At 42.5% G+C, this 14,990-nt stretch carries 15 protein-coding genes; 5 read left to right on the forward strand and 10 right to left on the reverse strand.

Annotated features, from left to right (window positions below; all coding sequences use genetic code 11):
- Window positions 1-643: 643 nt before the first annotated feature.
- The 3 genes from V7K76_RS26780 (at window position 644) to V7K76_RS26790 (ending at window position 3,218) form a co-directional block, all read left to right on the forward strand.
- A complete protein-coding gene (locus V7K76_RS26780; RefSeq protein ID WP_335030213.1) occupies window positions 644-1,783 on the forward strand; it encodes an ISH3 family transposase in 1,140 nt (379 codons plus the stop codon).
- 231 nt (window positions 1,784-2,014) lie between these two features.
- On the forward strand, window positions 2,015-2,518 hold the full coding sequence (locus tag V7K76_RS26785) for a helix-turn-helix domain-containing protein (protein WP_335030214.1): 504 nt from the start codon (window positions 2,015-2,017) through the stop codon (window positions 2,516-2,518).
- 79 nt (window positions 2,519-2,597) lie between these two features.
- The gene (locus V7K76_RS26790) at window positions 2,598-3,218 is read left to right on the forward strand and encodes a transposase (protein WP_335030251.1); all 621 of its coding nucleotides are present in this window, start codon (window positions 2,598-2,600) and stop codon (window positions 3,216-3,218) included.
- Between the two features lie 8 nt (window positions 3,219-3,226).
- Here the strand turns inward: V7K76_RS26790 and V7K76_RS26795 are convergent, their stop codons facing one another.
- From V7K76_RS26795 to V7K76_RS26805, 3 genes are all read right to left on the reverse strand, one after another.
- Window positions 3,227-3,550, reverse strand: coding sequence for a four helix bundle protein (locus tag V7K76_RS26795; protein WP_335030215.1), 324 nt, complete (start codon window positions 3,548-3,550; stop codon window positions 3,227-3,229).
- Between the two features lie 288 nt (window positions 3,551-3,838).
- Window positions 3,839-5,245, reverse strand: coding sequence for an ATP-dependent DNA helicase (locus V7K76_RS26800; protein WP_335030216.1), 1,407 nt, complete (start codon window positions 5,243-5,245; stop codon window positions 3,839-3,841).
- 447 nt (window positions 5,246-5,692) lie between these two features.
- Window positions 5,693-6,193 (reverse strand): GFA family protein, encoded by a 501-nt coding sequence (locus V7K76_RS26805; protein ID WP_335030217.1) that lies wholly within the window; start codon window positions 6,191-6,193, stop codon window positions 5,693-5,695.
- 207 nt (window positions 6,194-6,400) lie between these two features.
- On the opposite strand from V7K76_RS26805, the gene V7K76_RS26810 reads away from it, so the two are divergent.
- Both V7K76_RS26810 and V7K76_RS26815 read left to right on the forward strand, forming a co-directional pair.
- Window positions 6,401-6,661, forward strand: a complete 261-nt coding sequence (locus tag V7K76_RS26810) for a ribbon-helix-helix domain-containing protein (RefSeq protein ID WP_334953954.1) — start codon at window positions 6,401-6,403, stop codon at window positions 6,659-6,661.
- Window positions 6,658-6,990, forward strand: a complete 333-nt coding sequence (locus V7K76_RS26815; RefSeq protein WP_334953953.1) for a type II toxin-antitoxin system RelE/ParE family toxin — start codon at window positions 6,658-6,660, stop codon at window positions 6,988-6,990. The genes V7K76_RS26810 and V7K76_RS26815 overlap by 4 nt, the downstream gene beginning before the upstream one ends.
- 130 nt (window positions 6,991-7,120) lie before the next feature.
- On the opposite strand, the gene V7K76_RS26820 is transcribed toward V7K76_RS26815, so the two are convergent.
- From V7K76_RS26820 to V7K76_RS26850, 7 genes are all read right to left on the reverse strand, one after another.
- On the reverse strand, window positions 7,121-10,339 hold the full coding sequence (locus V7K76_RS26820; RefSeq protein ID WP_334953952.1) for a plasmid replication protein, CyRepA1 family: 3,219 nt from the start codon (window positions 10,337-10,339) through the stop codon (window positions 7,121-7,123).
- A gap of 223 nt (window positions 10,340-10,562) precedes the next feature.
- Complete coding sequence (locus V7K76_RS26825) at window positions 10,563-11,168, reverse strand: alpha-ketoglutarate-dependent dioxygenase AlkB family protein (RefSeq protein ID WP_335030218.1); 606 nt, start codon at window positions 11,166-11,168, stop codon at window positions 10,563-10,565.
- Window positions 11,165-11,857, reverse strand: coding sequence for a hypothetical protein (locus V7K76_RS26830; protein WP_334953950.1), 693 nt, complete (start codon window positions 11,855-11,857; stop codon window positions 11,165-11,167). The genes V7K76_RS26825 and V7K76_RS26830 overlap by 4 nt, the downstream gene beginning before the upstream one ends.
- Window positions 11,854-12,057 (reverse strand): hypothetical protein, encoded by a 204-nt coding sequence (locus V7K76_RS26835; RefSeq protein ID WP_334953949.1) that lies wholly within the window; start codon window positions 12,055-12,057, stop codon window positions 11,854-11,856. Before V7K76_RS26835 ends, V7K76_RS26830 begins: the two co-directional genes overlap by 4 nt.
- Before the next feature lie 67 nt (window positions 12,058-12,124).
- Complete coding sequence (locus V7K76_RS26840; RefSeq protein ID WP_334953948.1) at window positions 12,125-12,787, reverse strand: hypothetical protein; 663 nt, start codon at window positions 12,785-12,787, stop codon at window positions 12,125-12,127.
- A gap of 143 nt (window positions 12,788-12,930) precedes the next feature.
- Window positions 12,931-13,863, reverse strand: a complete 933-nt coding sequence (locus V7K76_RS26845; protein WP_334953947.1) for a hypothetical protein — start codon at window positions 13,861-13,863, stop codon at window positions 12,931-12,933.
- Between the two features lie 125 nt (window positions 13,864-13,988).
- Window positions 13,989-14,876, reverse strand: a complete 888-nt coding sequence (locus V7K76_RS26850; protein WP_334953946.1) for a hypothetical protein — start codon at window positions 14,874-14,876, stop codon at window positions 13,989-13,991.
- Window positions 14,877-14,990 lie beyond the last annotated feature (114 nt).

Raw genomic sequence — 14,990 nt, forward strand, 5'->3', positions numbered from 1 at the left:
TGCTTCCTGTGGCTTAAAGTTCATCGATGAGGAACGGGTTCACCTGCATCACATCGACGGAAATCACGTCAACTGGAAGAAAAATAATCTTGAAGCAATTCACGAGAGTTGCCACGATTACAAACACATGAGTGTGCTTTTACCCCCTGGATGACCAAATTGTGAATCATACCCTGACCAAAAATTAACGACATTTCAAGGGTTATAGCCTAAACATCACATAAAAGTTTGCATAAAATTATGGCCGCGTGTCCTGATTGTGAATCATAATAAAGCCTAGAGTTGTCATAACTAAAAAGAGAAAACTTCTCCCGAATAATTCTCTAAAAATCACTCCTATGTACAACTTAGATGACAAAATATGGTTCAAACTGACTAAGATATGATTCAATTTCAGTAGACCTAAAAGTTCTGCGATCACGCACAGAAAGATACCTATGAAATTGATCATTGTCAAAAAAAACGTATTGTTAGATACATTTTTTAGAAAACTCCTTGAGCAACTCTAAATAAGTAAAACTAATTAATCACCTCAAAAGTTAAGGGTAAAGCGCCCACCAAAAGATAGTTCTGGATCTGTAGTATGCAATTTTTGTAAAGTATGGAGGTAAAGAACCAAAATTGAGGATTATTTAGTTTGGCTATGACTACAACTACCCCAGTTCTAACTGATAGTAAAACGTTGAGCGAAGTAGTTAACTGTTTAACAGAAAATATTCCCATTCAGACTCAAGGTAAGTGTGAACAGAAGAATATATTTGAAATTTTAATTCGAGCAGCAACTCAGAGAGATAGTATTGAAAACACAACCAAAGTCTTAAAAAATGTTCCCACTAGTAACGATATTCGTTACCATTTAGAGAAATATTCAGACCTGAACTCTCTGGAATCAGATTTAAATACTGCACTTCAAAGCCGCTTACCAGATGGGATTCGACAAGGGAAACAAAAAATTGCTATCGATTTCAACTTAATTCCATATTATGGTGAACCATCGCCATCAGAAGCACCATATATTTATAGAAGTCAAGCTAAAAGTGGGACTTGTTCTTTTTATGCTTACGCTACCGTCTATGTAATTAAGAAGAATAAACGAGTTACTTTAGCCATTAAAGCTGTTCAACAACAAAATACAAAAGTAGCAATTATCACTTATCTTTTAGCACTAATTGAGCCTTTAAAACTGAAAATAGAACGATTGTATTTAGACCGAGAATTCTTTTGTGTCCCAGTCATCAGATGGTTGCAAGCTCTTGATATCCCCTTTGAAATGCCAGTAATTATTCGAGGCAAACATGGCGGGACTAGACAATTGATTAGAGGTCGGCGTAGTTACAAGACTAGTTATACTTTAAACAGCGATAAATATGGCTCAGTTACTTTCCAAGTTTGGATAGTTTGTACCTATAAAAACGGTAAAAGACGAGCGCATGGGCGGGAGTTTTTTATTTATGCTGTTTATAAAGTTAAGATATCATTACATTCAATACATGATGACTACCGTCTTCGTTTTGGGATTGAGAGTAGCTACCGTATGAAAAACCAGTGCCGAATTAAAACTACTATTAAAAATCCTATTATTCGGCTTCTATTTGTAGCTTTAGCATTTTTAATTATTAATGTTTGGATTTATCTAGTATGGCATTATCTTAGCCGTTTTAAAAGAAGCTCCAGGCAGGTTTTCTCTCATCTATTTACTCTCAAACAAATGCTTGAATTTTTACGCCAAGCAGTAGACCGCTACTATGGGGTGGCGTGCGAAGTTTATTTACCGTCCGACTGATGTTGGTTGGTTTTTGGAGTTTATTAATAAGTTAAACTTATCATTTCTTCAAAGCTATCAGCTTTTGCACTTTTCTCCAAAAACGGTATCACAGACTACTATTTTTTAGCGATCGCAGAGCTTTTCGGTCTACTGAATTTCTCTAGTACAGCATGGCGTAAATAAACCAAGTATTATATGGGATAATGAAGTCAGTAGAGAAAAAGATTTTTTGTAACAAAGAATCCAGGTATGGCAAGATTAGCACCAAAAGAATTAAGTTTGAGTGATAGTGAGCAGAATGAACTGCAAGAATTGATAAACCGATACAAGACACCACAGCAAATTGTCATCCGAGCCAAAATTATTATCCTGGCATCATCAGGTGAAAATAACGGTGAAATTGCTCGAATATTAGATATTAGTTTAGATATGGCTCGGTTATGGCGAAACAGATGGTTAGAGACACAGGAAACCGAATTATCAGGGGTGCAAAAATTACAAGATTCTGAACGACTGGGCGCACCACCAAAATTTAGTATGGAGCAAGTAATCGATTTATTCGCCTTGGCCTGTTGGCCACCGTCAGACTACGGACGACCCATAAGTCACTGGACATCAAGAGAACTAAGAGACGAGATCATAAAACAAGGTATTATTGAAAGTATATCTGTTCGCCATGTAGGAAGATTATTAGAAGAAGCTCAATTAAAGCCACACCAAAGTCGGTACTGGCTGACACCCCCCCCTGGATGAAAAATTTGATGCCAAAGTTGAAGATATTACCAATTTATATTTAACTGCGATTGAGCGTCACCAAAACGGAGAGAGGACAATATCTATAGATGAGATGACGGGCATTCAAGCCACTGAACGATTAGAAAAAGACTTGCCCATGCGACCAGGTAAAGTTGAAAGAAAGGAATTTGAATATACTCGTCACGGGACACAAAGCTTAATTGCTAGTTTTGATGTTGCCACTGGTCAAATTGTCAAACCGACTTGTGGAGATTCCAGAACAGAAATTGATTTTATCTCTCATATTCAACAAACTATTCACACTGACCCCAATGCCAAAAAATGGCATTTAATAATGGATTGTCTGAATACTCATCAATCAGAGTCCTTAGTTCGGTTTGTGGCACAAAAGGAAGGTTTAAACATCGACCTTGGTATCAAGGGTGAGAGTGGAATCCTCAAATCAATGAAAACAAGATCTGCTTTTTTGAGCGACCCAACACACCAAATCGTTTTTCATTACACACCCAAACATTCTTCTTGGCTTAACCAAATTGAAATTTGGTTCAGTATTTTAGTACGAAAGTTACTCAAACGTGCCAGCTTCAAAAGTCAGGATGACCTCAAAACTAGAATTCTCGCTTTTATTGACTACTTTAATCAAACAATGGCTAGACCTTTCAAGTGGACATATAAGGGTAAAGTTTTGGCTATCTAATACTTGGTTTATTTACGCCATACTGTACTAGTTTCTTGAAGTAAGGATTCAAACTTATTTTTATCAACCAATTCTGCCTCAATTAATATTTCTAACCAATATTCAGTTTCTCTTTCTTCTTTAAGCGCAATTTCTAATTTGCTCAAAAAATCTTTATCAGATTGAGCGGATTGAGCTTCTTTAACATTTGCACCTATAGAAGTACCGCTTCGGAGTAACTGTTTTGATAATGTTCGACAGACTCCGGGTTTTTCATCTAAAAAAGTACAAGCTTTAACTATCCTTATTGCCAAAGCTTTCGTTCTATCAGCAATACTAACTTTTTGGTTCATTTCTTTTACTCCTAGTTAATAATTGCGAATTGCGAATTGCGAATTGCGAATTGTTTATTGCCCAAGGCTGACGAACGGATAGCGCTTTCATGTGGATGCTCCAAAAAAGAAATCCAATGATTTAAATTGGGATTCTGATATTTCGTAGTAATGTAATAGTTAATTTGATTACTATTAGCCTGGTGAAAACTTTTGCTTTTTAAGGAATAAAGACATTCTCACGTTCCTAATGAGGTGTTTAGACATGAGAATGTATGCTAACTCAGGATTTGGATAAGATTTTGAATCTTACCACTTACTATAGCAGTAAAGTTGTTGCGAAGCTCGACTATAAGCAACATACAATAGCTTATTACGCATGACATTATCTCGGCAGCCAAAAATATTTGATGTATCAACAAAGCAATTAGTAAATGTTCCCCCTTGAGATTGATGTACAGTAATTGCATAACCGTATTGTAATCGATTCATCAAGCTGCCTTTCACTAATAAATTGTAAGTCTCCAAAAACTCGTAATATTCTCGCCAAGCATAGCTTCTTTGATTTGCAGCTAGCTGAAATATTTCTTTCTTGGCATTATTTACTGCATATTTAATTAAATCCCAAGAATCAGGGTGAATTATTGAGAGGGATGCTTCTTTACCCAGATCATTCTTGATTTCAATCCGATAAGTTTTAAACGGACTATGCACTAGATGATGCCTACTACCAGAGTATTCTTTAAAATCTCTTACTTCGCATTCAGCACAAGAATGCATAAAAATTTCTTTTTGTTCCCCAGAGTCGGCATTTAAGAAAATAGGTTCTTTAGCAAAGAGAATTTCTCCAATCTCTATTGGTTCAGCACCCGGATAAAGTGCAGCTCGAATTTGTTGATTCAGATTATTAACTTGATTATTAGTCCATGCCAAAATCTTGGCTGAGGAGCGAGAAAACTTATAAGCATCGATAGCTGCTGTTATCCAAGTATCAAATTGCATTTTCTCAATATTTCCCTCACTCTGTAATCGCGGTGGAAATTGAGAGTTTAAATTTTGGCGGAGTGCAGTTACATAAGTAGCGATTGCCCCTTCGTATCTCATGACTTGTGTTAATTTCATTCCCAAAGGCAATTGAAAGATCGGCGAAGAATCAACATTATCTTCAATAGGTGGCAATTGTGCTGGATCTCCCATAAAAATAGTAGGAATCCGTGAGGGAATTAACTTAAAAAGTTCTTGCCCTAACATGGAAGCTTCATCAACTATTACTAAGTTAAATTCGTGGTAATAAGGCTCTCTAGAGTAAGTATTTGGCTTAAGTTGCTGCTTTCCGTTTTCATCATATTCTCCTCCAGGCATAACATGAAGTAAGCTGTGAAGAGTTGAGATATGCACAGTAAGACCTGCCTGTTGAGCCATTGCATCCAATACATGTCTTGCTTTATGCGTTGGAGCGCACAAAGCAACTCTTAAACCAACATTTTTATTTTTATCTAAGTCTCGTGTTTTGAAGCAACTTTGAAAAGATTGAATTACTCGCTGTACTAAAAATGTTTTTCCTGTACCTGCATAACCTCGCAATACAAACGGCATATCAGGGTTAGAGCCATACCAGTCATGGATTAAATCAAACGCTTGCATTTGGTCTAAAGATAATCCTTCTCGATGCTTACTTTTGCTCCAGCCAAAGTTAATAACTGTTACTGATTTCAATGTACTTGTCTCCTAAAAAAATTCTTTTATGTAATATATTTTACTGAAAAAAACGATAATTTGTTAAATATTGCAATTAATTACTTCAAGATTTTTGTTGTTCAGCTATATGTTTAATACTGAGATTTAGCTAAGTTTTTAAACTGTCCAGATCATTCATGAAACAATCTTGTTAAAAGTCGTCTCACTACTAAACCGACTTTTCAAACCGAAATTTCAAAAATGCCTTTTTGGGTGGATAGTTTATCGTAGTAATCTTCAAGGGTACAAACCCAACATGACCGAATCATTCGCACTCTTGCTAACGCCCCGCTCCGCTAACGCAATGACACTCTTACATCGCTAACGCTGTCCTAACACAATTGCGGACATAATTGATAATTGGTTCACCTTGGAGTTAAAGCCCCAAATTTTGATTATGAAAAGAAACAAAACATAAACAGTTCGTCATAGTTTAGGTTTTGACGCTTGCTTGGCGTATTCTTCTATCAGGGAAGCATAATCTTCTTCTTTGGGCAGGGTCTCGAAGCTATGTACCGCAGAGGTCGTTGCCCATAGCAGCTTTTCCCTCGTCCAAGTTTCGATGAAAGGCGTGAACCATGAGGCATCGTCCAGCATCGTCGCACGAAGGTTAACGAACTGGTCCATTCCTTCAGGCCGAGTAAATATCCAACTCATGCAGTGTGGGCAGAAGTAATGGCGAGTCGCGCCATGCAAACCGCCGATGGTCGGCTGACCTTTCAGTATTGAGAACCCAACGCTTGGAATCGCAACGCTTAAAGAAAAAGCGCTGGCAGTCATTCCCTGGCAACCTGTGCAGTGACAAGCCATCGTCAGCAGAGGCGGGGCACTCACCTGAAGCCGTATCTGTCCACAACGACATCCGCCTGACCAGGGCAAATTCCAGTCGTTCATCATCTGCCGCCTCCGTTCTCTATTCATCTTCATTCTTAGCTAAGAATAATATAGGTGTTACGCAGCACACTGCCCAAAAATTGAATCACGCTGATCATCAGGGGCAACGAATTGATAAACGCACTCCCGATTTTCACGCTTACCCAACCGACCGACGTAATCCAGATATCGACCGGGAATTTAGCATTGATGGAAACTGTCAGCTAAAATAATGATGAAGGTAGTTATGCAGGAGCGCCAATGAATATCAGTATTAATATACCTGATGAGGTGCGCGTTTATGTAGAGGCACAAGTGATGGCAGGTGCTTATAGCAGCATTGGCGAATATTTTCTCTCATTGGTACAACAAGACCAAAAACGCAAGGCACAAGCGAAGTTAGAAGGACTTTTGAAAGAAGGTATTGATGGAGAAGGGCAGGAAGTAACACCGGAATATTGGCAAAATTTGCGTTCTAGCGTTTTAGGTCAGAACAGTATGGGGAACCAAAAAGATACATGAACTATCGGTTAGTTGTCAAAGACCGAGCAACGCAAGATTTACGACATCTGGGAAATTATATATTGGTCAATGCGAATGCGGATGTAGCAGTTAAATTCTTAAACGCTGCCGAAGTGACGTTTGCTCAGTTGGTCAAGACTCCTGGGATGGGAAAGGTAACGCAGTTAGTGGTATCGACATTGGGTGAAATCCGACAATGGCGTATCAAGGATTTTCAGGATTATTTAATTTTCTATCGTATTCAGGATACTACGATTGAGATTCTTCGGGTATTTCATGGAGCAAGAGATTTAGCAGATGTACTTAACGAATTAGACGAAGAATTTTAACCCCAAAAATTGAGGGGCTTGTGCCATTAATTACGAATTACGTTAGTGTAGTAGGGCGTAGCCCATTACGAATTAGTAATTATTTGGTCAATCTCTGCAATTAATTGGATGAGCTTTGTGAGAGCATGACCTACACCACAACCAACCAATCGCACACCACAGACGTACACCCGCTCCCAAAGTTAACCCAAACCTGCCACTGCCCCAGATAAGCATTCCAGTAAGGCTCACCATCAGCAACGCCAACAGCCTCACCAATCTGGGAAACCATCTGTTGGTAGAACTGTCCAACACTGCCGAGTCCTTGGCGCAGCTTCAGGTGTAACCCCTTCCATCCAAGGACTTCAGGATCTTCCTGGGTAAATGTTTGGGGAATGTCAAGAGATTCCGTGTCAATACCTGGTGTTTGTAATTCTATATTATTCGTGACTGACACAGACTCACTTTGAAATAATTCATCCCGATTTAACCACTGCCTAAAAATCGAATCACGCTCATCATCAACAGGCACAAACCGATAGACGCACTCCCGATTTTCACGCTTGCCCAACCGACCGACGTAATCGAGTTTCAAATCAATCTTGGCAAGTAACTTCTGTGTGATCGCAATTGGGGTCAGTTTTTCCGAGATAGAAACATTCAAATAATTCTTGATAACATGCCTGTGCTGAACAGCCAGGGCTTTAAACTCCACCATCTTCTCGTCACTTCCACGTAACTGAACATCTGCTGTAAGAAACTGCAACAGATTCAGATTTTCGAGTAACAGTACAGCAGACAATAGCTGCCCCTTGTTAAAATCCGGTTTCCAAATCGAATTTTCCCCAGCTTCTAACTGCGCTGCTGCCCGTTTCGCATCACGGTTGGTCAAAAACTCTCGCCCCAGCGTCAAATAATAGTGCATCCGCAGTTGGGGATACCAGCCATCGTCATCTTTCTCGACCAAATCAGGGGTAACTTCAATTTCATAGCGACGGGACAATTCAGCCTTGCGCTGCTGGTGTCGTTCGGTTTTCGTTTTCGCCCGTTTGTCTTGCAGTTTTTTTAGTTCAGTTGGGGAGAGTTCGACAGAATCCGCGATCGCTTTACACTCAGCACTATACAATTCAACAGACGCGGCTTTAACCGACTCGATAACTGCCCCACTCTCATCGTCCGATGCATCGTCGGCATCAATAACGGTGTACCCATCTTCGACCAAACCCGCAAGAACAGACTCTCGATAGCGCCGCATCTCCACATTAATCACAGAACCACGCTTGCCCCAGGTTTGCAATGACTCTGGCTGAAAATTCTGGTCAACATAGCTGTAATCGTCATTGTCCGCCGCCGACAACAGCGCAATGTTCGCAAGTGTTGCGACGTGCTGACTTCTGAGCAATCCTCCGATGGATGTAGAGCCATTGCCTACAACTGACATCCCCCATTCTCTGACCCAAATGTGGCGGTCAACTGTTTCCCGTAATCTCGCCAACATCTGCCGCACAGAGTTAACCGGCTGCACTCCCTGGAAAATCCCCCAAACACCATCAAAATGCCCTCGAATATCGATGCTGACCCCAGTTTCAAGGCTGGGTGAGGCGATAACTAAATCGTACTGGGTAAGAATTTCGTTCAAGTGAGCAATACAACCGAAAGCCGCATGAGATGGATCAGCAACAGATTCGCTGTCAATTCGCAGAATCCGCAAGTGTGGGAATTTGCGGCGAAACCGTTCTTCAAGTGCTTGGGTTCCCCATTTGGATTTTGCCTTTTGAGCAGAGCAGCATAATAGATGATGCCCCCCTTTGGCAATGGCTTTGTCCAGTGCGGCGATGAGATTCTTCGGATTACTCCCAGAGTAGTTGTAACAGTTTCCGGCTACGTGCCGATAGTTGTTGACGATGACGAATGGATTAACTCGATATTCCCCAGCGAGTGATAAAACATACTTCACATCTGTGTCGGAAACATCGGCAGAAGATAGGTAAATCTTTCCCTGAGTGCTGCCCAAAACATTCTGCACTAACTGCTTTAAGTTTTTGAGAACGGACACACGCCGCTTTTGCACTTCAGTACCAGAGTTGAGCAAATGCCAGAATACTTGGTCGCATTCATCAATAATTATCACATCATTCGCCCAGTCATTGGGATTGAATCGCGCCTGACTTTCCTGATGCAGGGAGTCTACACAGACCCCGTATCCTAGTAATGTGCCTGTTTCATTCGTGCGGACTTCAGTAACATAGTTAACACCGAAGCGATTGCACAGTGCCTCACCCAGTTGAATGCGATGGGTGATTATTAATACCCGTCTCCCAAGGTCATGGGCTTTCGCCACCTCAGTTGCCAGCCATTCGGTTTTACCGGTTCCCTTGGGGGCTTTCAGGATAATCAGCTTTTCACCTTCGGGTACGAGAAGCTGGCCCAAGAATCTTTGGTTGAGAGCGATTGACGGCGGGTAAGTCAACAAGGTAAACAGCTTAATCTCCCACAACTCCAGTGCAACGGCTGTATTGTAGAGTGCGTCAAATGCTGGCTGACCCTTGGCGACAATAAAATCATCAACCCCTTTCTCTGCCCCTAATGGTAAATCAATCACTCGCAGCGAACAGCCTTCATTTACCAGCAGCCGTCCCATGCGACTGATAGCGGTTCTGACACGTTGGACTGTCTCAGGTTTATTGTCCTGGTCAAAGCAGATGTTAACCTGTCTCCCCTGTGTTGCAAAATGTTTCAAGTCGGGAATGAGGTTTGGCTTCCCGATGGCAGTACCGTACTCATCTTGCGGTGTGCGGTATCCAGCGTTGACACCGGGGATAGCGATCGCTGCATAACCAGCAGTCAGTAATGCCCCCGCTTTTTTGACACCTTCGACAATTGTGACTGGTACATTATGCTTCCATACCCAGTGCCAAAAACCCCCAGGATGCTGTAGGTCTTCTTCAGTAATGGGGATGCCACTACGATTGGAAACTTTCACCCAAATGCGATTCGGGACTAAAAGGAAGAAAGCGCGTGTCTCTTCTCTGAATGGGTGTTCGTATTTGATGAATTTGTGGATTTTTTGGCGGTCGCGTCTGGGGTGGTCTGGTTTGAAACAGCCCCACATCATCAGGACGTATTCGTTGAGGGGGTCAATTCCACTGCACCACCAGCCGCCTAGTTCAATGTGCTGGTATTTCTTTAAATCGCGATCGCGTAATCGTCCATCATTGCGGCGGGAGATTTTGGGACTGTAGAGCAAGTATTCGTAAGGTGTTGTGCCGGAGAGCGATCGCACATTCAGAGCAATGATTTCTTCGTCAACTCCGCTGCCTCGCCATTCTTGTAAATGTTTAGCTTGAGAATCAGACTCGATTATACGCATATTTCCTCCAATATTTTGAAGCAATGCAAAGCTTGGGGTATTGAGTCATACCGCCTTTTAGGTTGGTTACGTAGACACGGGTTAAAGAAGCGTGGTTTTAAGAGAAACAATCAACAGGACTTGTATTGGTAGTTGTTTTTTTCGTCCTATTGACTGCTTTTTAAACGGACTTAGTAGTACAGATGAACTAAGAAACTGTCATTTTACATGATCACTGGCCTTGTCAGAATGATCTCCCACCTCCGGTATGTGGTCGGAAGGTGAGATTGATTCGGGTGCTAACCACAATGTTTGTTTTCGGAACTTGGTGCAGATGCGTAGACTGACAGCCAGGGTGCATCACTAGCAAGCTCCCGTGTTCCAGCCAAAAGTCCGTTGGTTTGCCATTTCTTGGTTTGATTTGAAATTTGCGACATGACCCCAGACTGACTGATGCAATTGCTGGGTTAAATCCCATCGAAGCTTCACTGTCGTTGTGCCAGCCGATACTGTCTTGTCCACTCCTGTACTGATTGCCGATGACGATGCGGAAGCTGTAACCAGTAGCGGCGGTGATTCTGTCGCGTAACTTAGACAGAGCGTCTGTCCAAGGTAGTGGTTTGAGTAGTACGCTTTTAGAGTAGAGGTAATCACAGCCTTCATCGCCATAAATGCACTCTAGGCGAGGCACAGGCATTGTTTTACCCAGCATACGTATTTGATTCTGTTGCCATTGCAGTTGTTGACAATGTTGGTAGAGTGCGTCAGCTTCAGTAAGAGTGAGAAACTCTGGATAATAGTTGACTGGTAAAACTATGGTAGGTTCATCAAAAAGCGACATCTGTTTCATAATTCTCCTTTGGCGATTGCCCGAACGATTTCAATAGCCCGTTCTTGTGAAATAGCCTGTTGTGGATTTTTGTAAAACCCAATAATTTCTGACTTGGGACGAATAATAATTTGCTGCCCTGTTGCACGTTTGTCCCATACAAAGCACGAGATGGTAATGTTGTCTGTTGCCCAACGAGTACCCCGTTTGTCTTTCCGAAAACAGAAGCGCGGCATGATGATTACAAGTGACGGCGGATGCTGCTGTAAGAAATCAGCCCGATCATCACAGGGTTCGAGAAAGCTGGTAAGTAAAAAAGCAGCAACACCTACACGAGCTTTCTGGTAGGCATTCTTGATGATTGGTGCAGCAAACTCCGAATATGGTGGATTAGTGCAGATCCAGTCACAATCGGGAAACTTAGCCCATGACTTGGATAGTGTTGCATCCAGATGGTAATCAGCCGATTTATGTGAATCAATATCGTTCGTCCACATTTGCTTGGTGTAGGGCCACACCGATAGTAATGAGGCGATCGCTCCATGTCCTACACATGGCTCACCAATGACACCAGATAAGGGAACATGGCGCAGTAGTTCAGTTGTGAACCAAGATGGAGACTCGTAAAAGTTCAGTGGATGCCTACCAACAGCTTCTCCTGTAGATTTAGGAGAGTACGGTTGTGGTGTCAGGAGTTGTGCAACAGTCATAAATTCTCCCCCGCTTGTTTGACAACTTGAGCGCTGATTGATTCAAAATCCACTTGAAAAATGTTCATCTCAGTCAGCATCTCGCCACTGTTATAGCGGTCTACAATATGCTGCTTAATGCCTGCTTTTGAAAGCCCATCGGGGATATTAATGTGAGCTTCACTAATAATCTTTTCGGTGACTCTAACAATTACTCTCATGTTGGTTATGCCAAATATGAAAAAGTGTTTAACGTGGCGATTGCTACTTGTTTAATAGCGATCGCTTTTATCTCCAAGGTGTAAAATTATTCCATTGAAACCAGCTTGAGCCAGAATCAGAGTATGCAGTGGTGCGGTGGATTGCTTCAGGATTACCCCAGCAACAGCAAGCGTTGATAGCAAACATGGGTTTGTCCTGGAATGTTCCATCTGGTAAAAGAATTTGGTAAACCTCATCCTCAGCCCACAGTTCTAACCATTCCCGTTGTAAGTACTCTTGGTAAAACTGACTCCAGCGAGATTCTAGCCAGCGCTCGTCAGTTTCACGGTCGTAACGCCATAGTTTAAACACCGTGTTCCAATGTGCAAGGAAGTCGAGGGCCACCGACTTGGAATTCATCAAAATTTCCTTATCACCAGGAACGAGCGTTAACTCCTCACACAGCCGAGGGAGAACTAACGCCATGCCGCCGTACTCAACGGTGTACCACTCGATTCCGCTAATGCCTTGGCTTACTTGTTGTGCCCAAATTACTTGTCGTTTATCAGCTGTATCTTGCGCTCTTTTTCGGAACATATCGAAACGCAATACTGTTTCTACAGGGGATAATTCGCTTTTCGCTACGTGCTGTTGTAGTGCCATATCGCAGGCTCCTTCCCAACCGATTACGTTGATTTGGTCGATCTGTTGGGCGAGTGCTGCTGCTCTTGGGTCTTGAAATCGTGTCATTAACTATCCTTATCTATTACTTATTCTTTGCTTAACCAATAGGCTTTAAAACTCTTCGTGTAATCCAAAAATTTTTACAGGTAATGGTTGCGTAGCCAGTAGTAAAAAAATTCAGGGAACTGATAACTAAAAACTGATGGCTACTAAACTGATACTTTTTCCTTCTTACTAGCGAAAGCCCCCGCCTGCCTTAGCGCTGCTCCAGGACTGGGATGAGCGAAAAATTCTTCTACAGCTTTGGTCAACCCAGCCGCAACAACCGGATCGTGACAAGCGTAGACATAGATGGGCTGTTGTACACCGTTAACCAATCGCGTTTCTTGGCGATCGCCCAGATGTGGGTAAAACGTGCGAACCCATGTCCCAAGATGACCACGGTAGTGAGTGCCGCTCAGGGGGACTTTCTTTCCCAGTTCGCTCTCTGCAAAGTTGACCACGCCAAGCCATTTTTCTTTTGTGCCGGTTAGTAACTGTCTGTTGTAGTCAGCTATCAGATTGGCGGCGAAGTCTTTGCAATTTTGTTCCATGTATGGGTTGAGTCTGCCACCGGTAAGTTCGGCTAAAGTCTTCATTGCTTTGACAAAAGTATCTAGCCGTTGCTCGACTGGAGGAAGGGCTGGTGCAGGGGGCTGGACTGGTGGTGTGATATTTGGTACAGCTACAATCAAATCTAAAATGATGGTTCTGACTTGCGCTGCTATCTCAGACTCAGTTAGTAGCATTGCAATGCGGAGTGTCCCTAAAGGTGAAAATACCCTGGCTTGGGCTGTTCGAGATGCTAGCTCCAATTTGGAGCGAGCATCAGATAAGTCCTTACCAGTAAGCTTTTTAGTTTCATTAGCCCGAAATTCTTTGCTGTTTCTCTCGTATATATGCTTAATACCTTGTATAGAACATTGAAAGTACTGAGCTAACTGCTCAACAGTTGCCCAGCCCTCACCATTCCAAACAGCAAACACAATGGCTTTAGCTTTGTTCAATACTTGTTGAGAGCGAGAAGCATCTAATCCATCTAATGCAGATGTCCTTAAAGATGGAGACTCGATTAAAGCGCTTTGGTTTAAAGATAAACTCATACTGATTCCTTGAATAATATGTTTTTCAGCAAGTAATAGAGTTGAGGTTTGGGTGTGTTTGAAGAAGAACGCCCAAAAAATACCTAAAAGTGAGCAGCAATTTTCACTGCTGCCCACATGAGGCTTTACGCTGTGACTAATTCTTGAAGTTGCGATCGCACTTCATGGTTGAAAAGCTGCTGTAATTCATTAGAACTCAGTTGCTCTAAGGGTCGGGATTGCAAGTATTTGTGAACTGGTTCAGCCAGCGATGTATCCACCATCGACAGCGATCGCACAGCATCAAGCACGGAGTTAGAATACTGCTGCTGGACTGAATAACGCCTCTTCACCCACCAGTTCCCGTCAGTGCATCCGACTTGCCCCAGTTTCATGCCGTTGTTGTTGTAAATGCCATCATCGAGAATTTCAAACCCGTAATTCTGGCACTCGTTGAAGATATGCGCCATGATTTGGTTTTCGGTAGAAGAGGACAAGGAGCAGGGTGCGGGGTGCATGGGAGAGAACCTTTCTCCTCTGCCCCCTGCTCCCTGCCCCCCTGCTTCTTTTTCCTGTACAGGTAATGAGCCGTCTTTATAGTGAGTGCAGATGAAGCGATCGCAACGCATTAGAGTGTTGGCACGGAATATTTCTTCGTCGTTGATCATGACTACCCAGCGTTGGGTTAGGTGGTTGTCGTCATAGCTAATGCTGGCTACCAGTTTGTCATCAGCGTAATATTCGTGATGGTCAAACGAGATTTCGACTATTGTGAGGGGTTCGGGAGCGATTGCTTGGGCTTGGTCGGCGATGTAGTTGTCTAGTTCGGCTTGGGCGAGGGCTTGTTCGTCGGGGGCAGCAAGGGCGAGTTTCTGAATTTTGCTTGCCTGATATTTAGCGATCGCGGTGATCCAAGAATCCTTACAGCGTTTGTCACTTACTTCAACTGTGCAGGCAATTTCACTGTAGATTTGCTTGAGTCGCGCAATGGATTTCAGTTGCAGCTGTTGTGCTGTGTAAATAACGTGAGTCATAATTGATAAAGTCTTAATGGACATAGAGAAGCGCTTCAGATTGGTAGTCGGGCGCTTTCTCTATTTTTATTATCTAACCGTTTCGATTAGTTGTCAACCATTACGATTAGAATA

Source organism: Nostoc sp., from assembly GCF_036917975.1.
GTDB lineage: Bacteria > Cyanobacteriota > Cyanobacteriia > Cyanobacteriales > Nostocaceae > Nostoc.

Bases quoted from the DNA above. Each gene is read 5' to 3' on its own strand.
- V7K76_RS26780 (WP_335030213.1), top strand. From the start codon at position 644: ATGACTACAACTACCCCAGTTCTAACTGATAGTAAAACGTTGAGCGAA.
- V7K76_RS26785 (WP_335030214.1), top strand. From the start codon at position 2,015: ATGGCAAGATTAGCACCAAAAGAATTAAGTTTGAGTGATAGTGAGCAG.
- V7K76_RS26795 (WP_335030215.1), bottom strand. From the start codon at position 3,550: ATGAACCAAAAAGTTAGTATTGCTGATAGAACGAAAGCTTTGGCAATA.
- V7K76_RS26805 (WP_335030217.1), bottom strand. From the start codon at position 6,193: ATGAAGATGAATAGAGAACGGAGGCGGCAGATGATGAACGACTGGAAT.
- V7K76_RS26810 (WP_334953954.1), top strand. From the start codon at position 6,401: ATGAATATCAGTATTAATATACCTGATGAGGTGCGCGTTTATGTAGAG.
- V7K76_RS26815 (WP_334953953.1), top strand. From the start codon at position 6,658: ATGAACTATCGGTTAGTTGTCAAAGACCGAGCAACGCAAGATTTACGA.
- V7K76_RS26820 (WP_334953952.1), bottom strand. From the start codon at position 10,339: ATGCGTATAATCGAGTCTGATTCTCAAGCTAAACATTTACAAGAATGG.
- V7K76_RS26825 (WP_335030218.1), bottom strand. From the start codon at position 11,168: ATGAAACAGATGTCGCTTTTTGATGAACCTACCATAGTTTTACCAGTC.
- V7K76_RS26830 (WP_334953950.1), bottom strand. From the start codon at position 11,857: ATGACTGTTGCACAACTCCTGACACCACAACCGTACTCTCCTAAATCT.
- V7K76_RS26835 (WP_334953949.1), bottom strand. From the start codon at position 12,057: ATGAGAGTAATTGTTAGAGTCACCGAAAAGATTATTAGTGAAGCTCAC.
- V7K76_RS26840 (WP_334953948.1), bottom strand. From the start codon at position 12,787: ATGACACGATTTCAAGACCCAAGAGCAGCAGCACTCGCCCAACAGATC.
- V7K76_RS26845 (WP_334953947.1), bottom strand. From the start codon at position 13,863: ATGAGTTTATCTTTAAACCAAAGCGCTTTAATCGAGTCTCCATCTTTA.
- V7K76_RS26850 (WP_334953946.1), bottom strand. From the start codon at position 14,876: ATGACTCACGTTATTTACACAGCACAACAGCTGCAACTGAAATCCATT.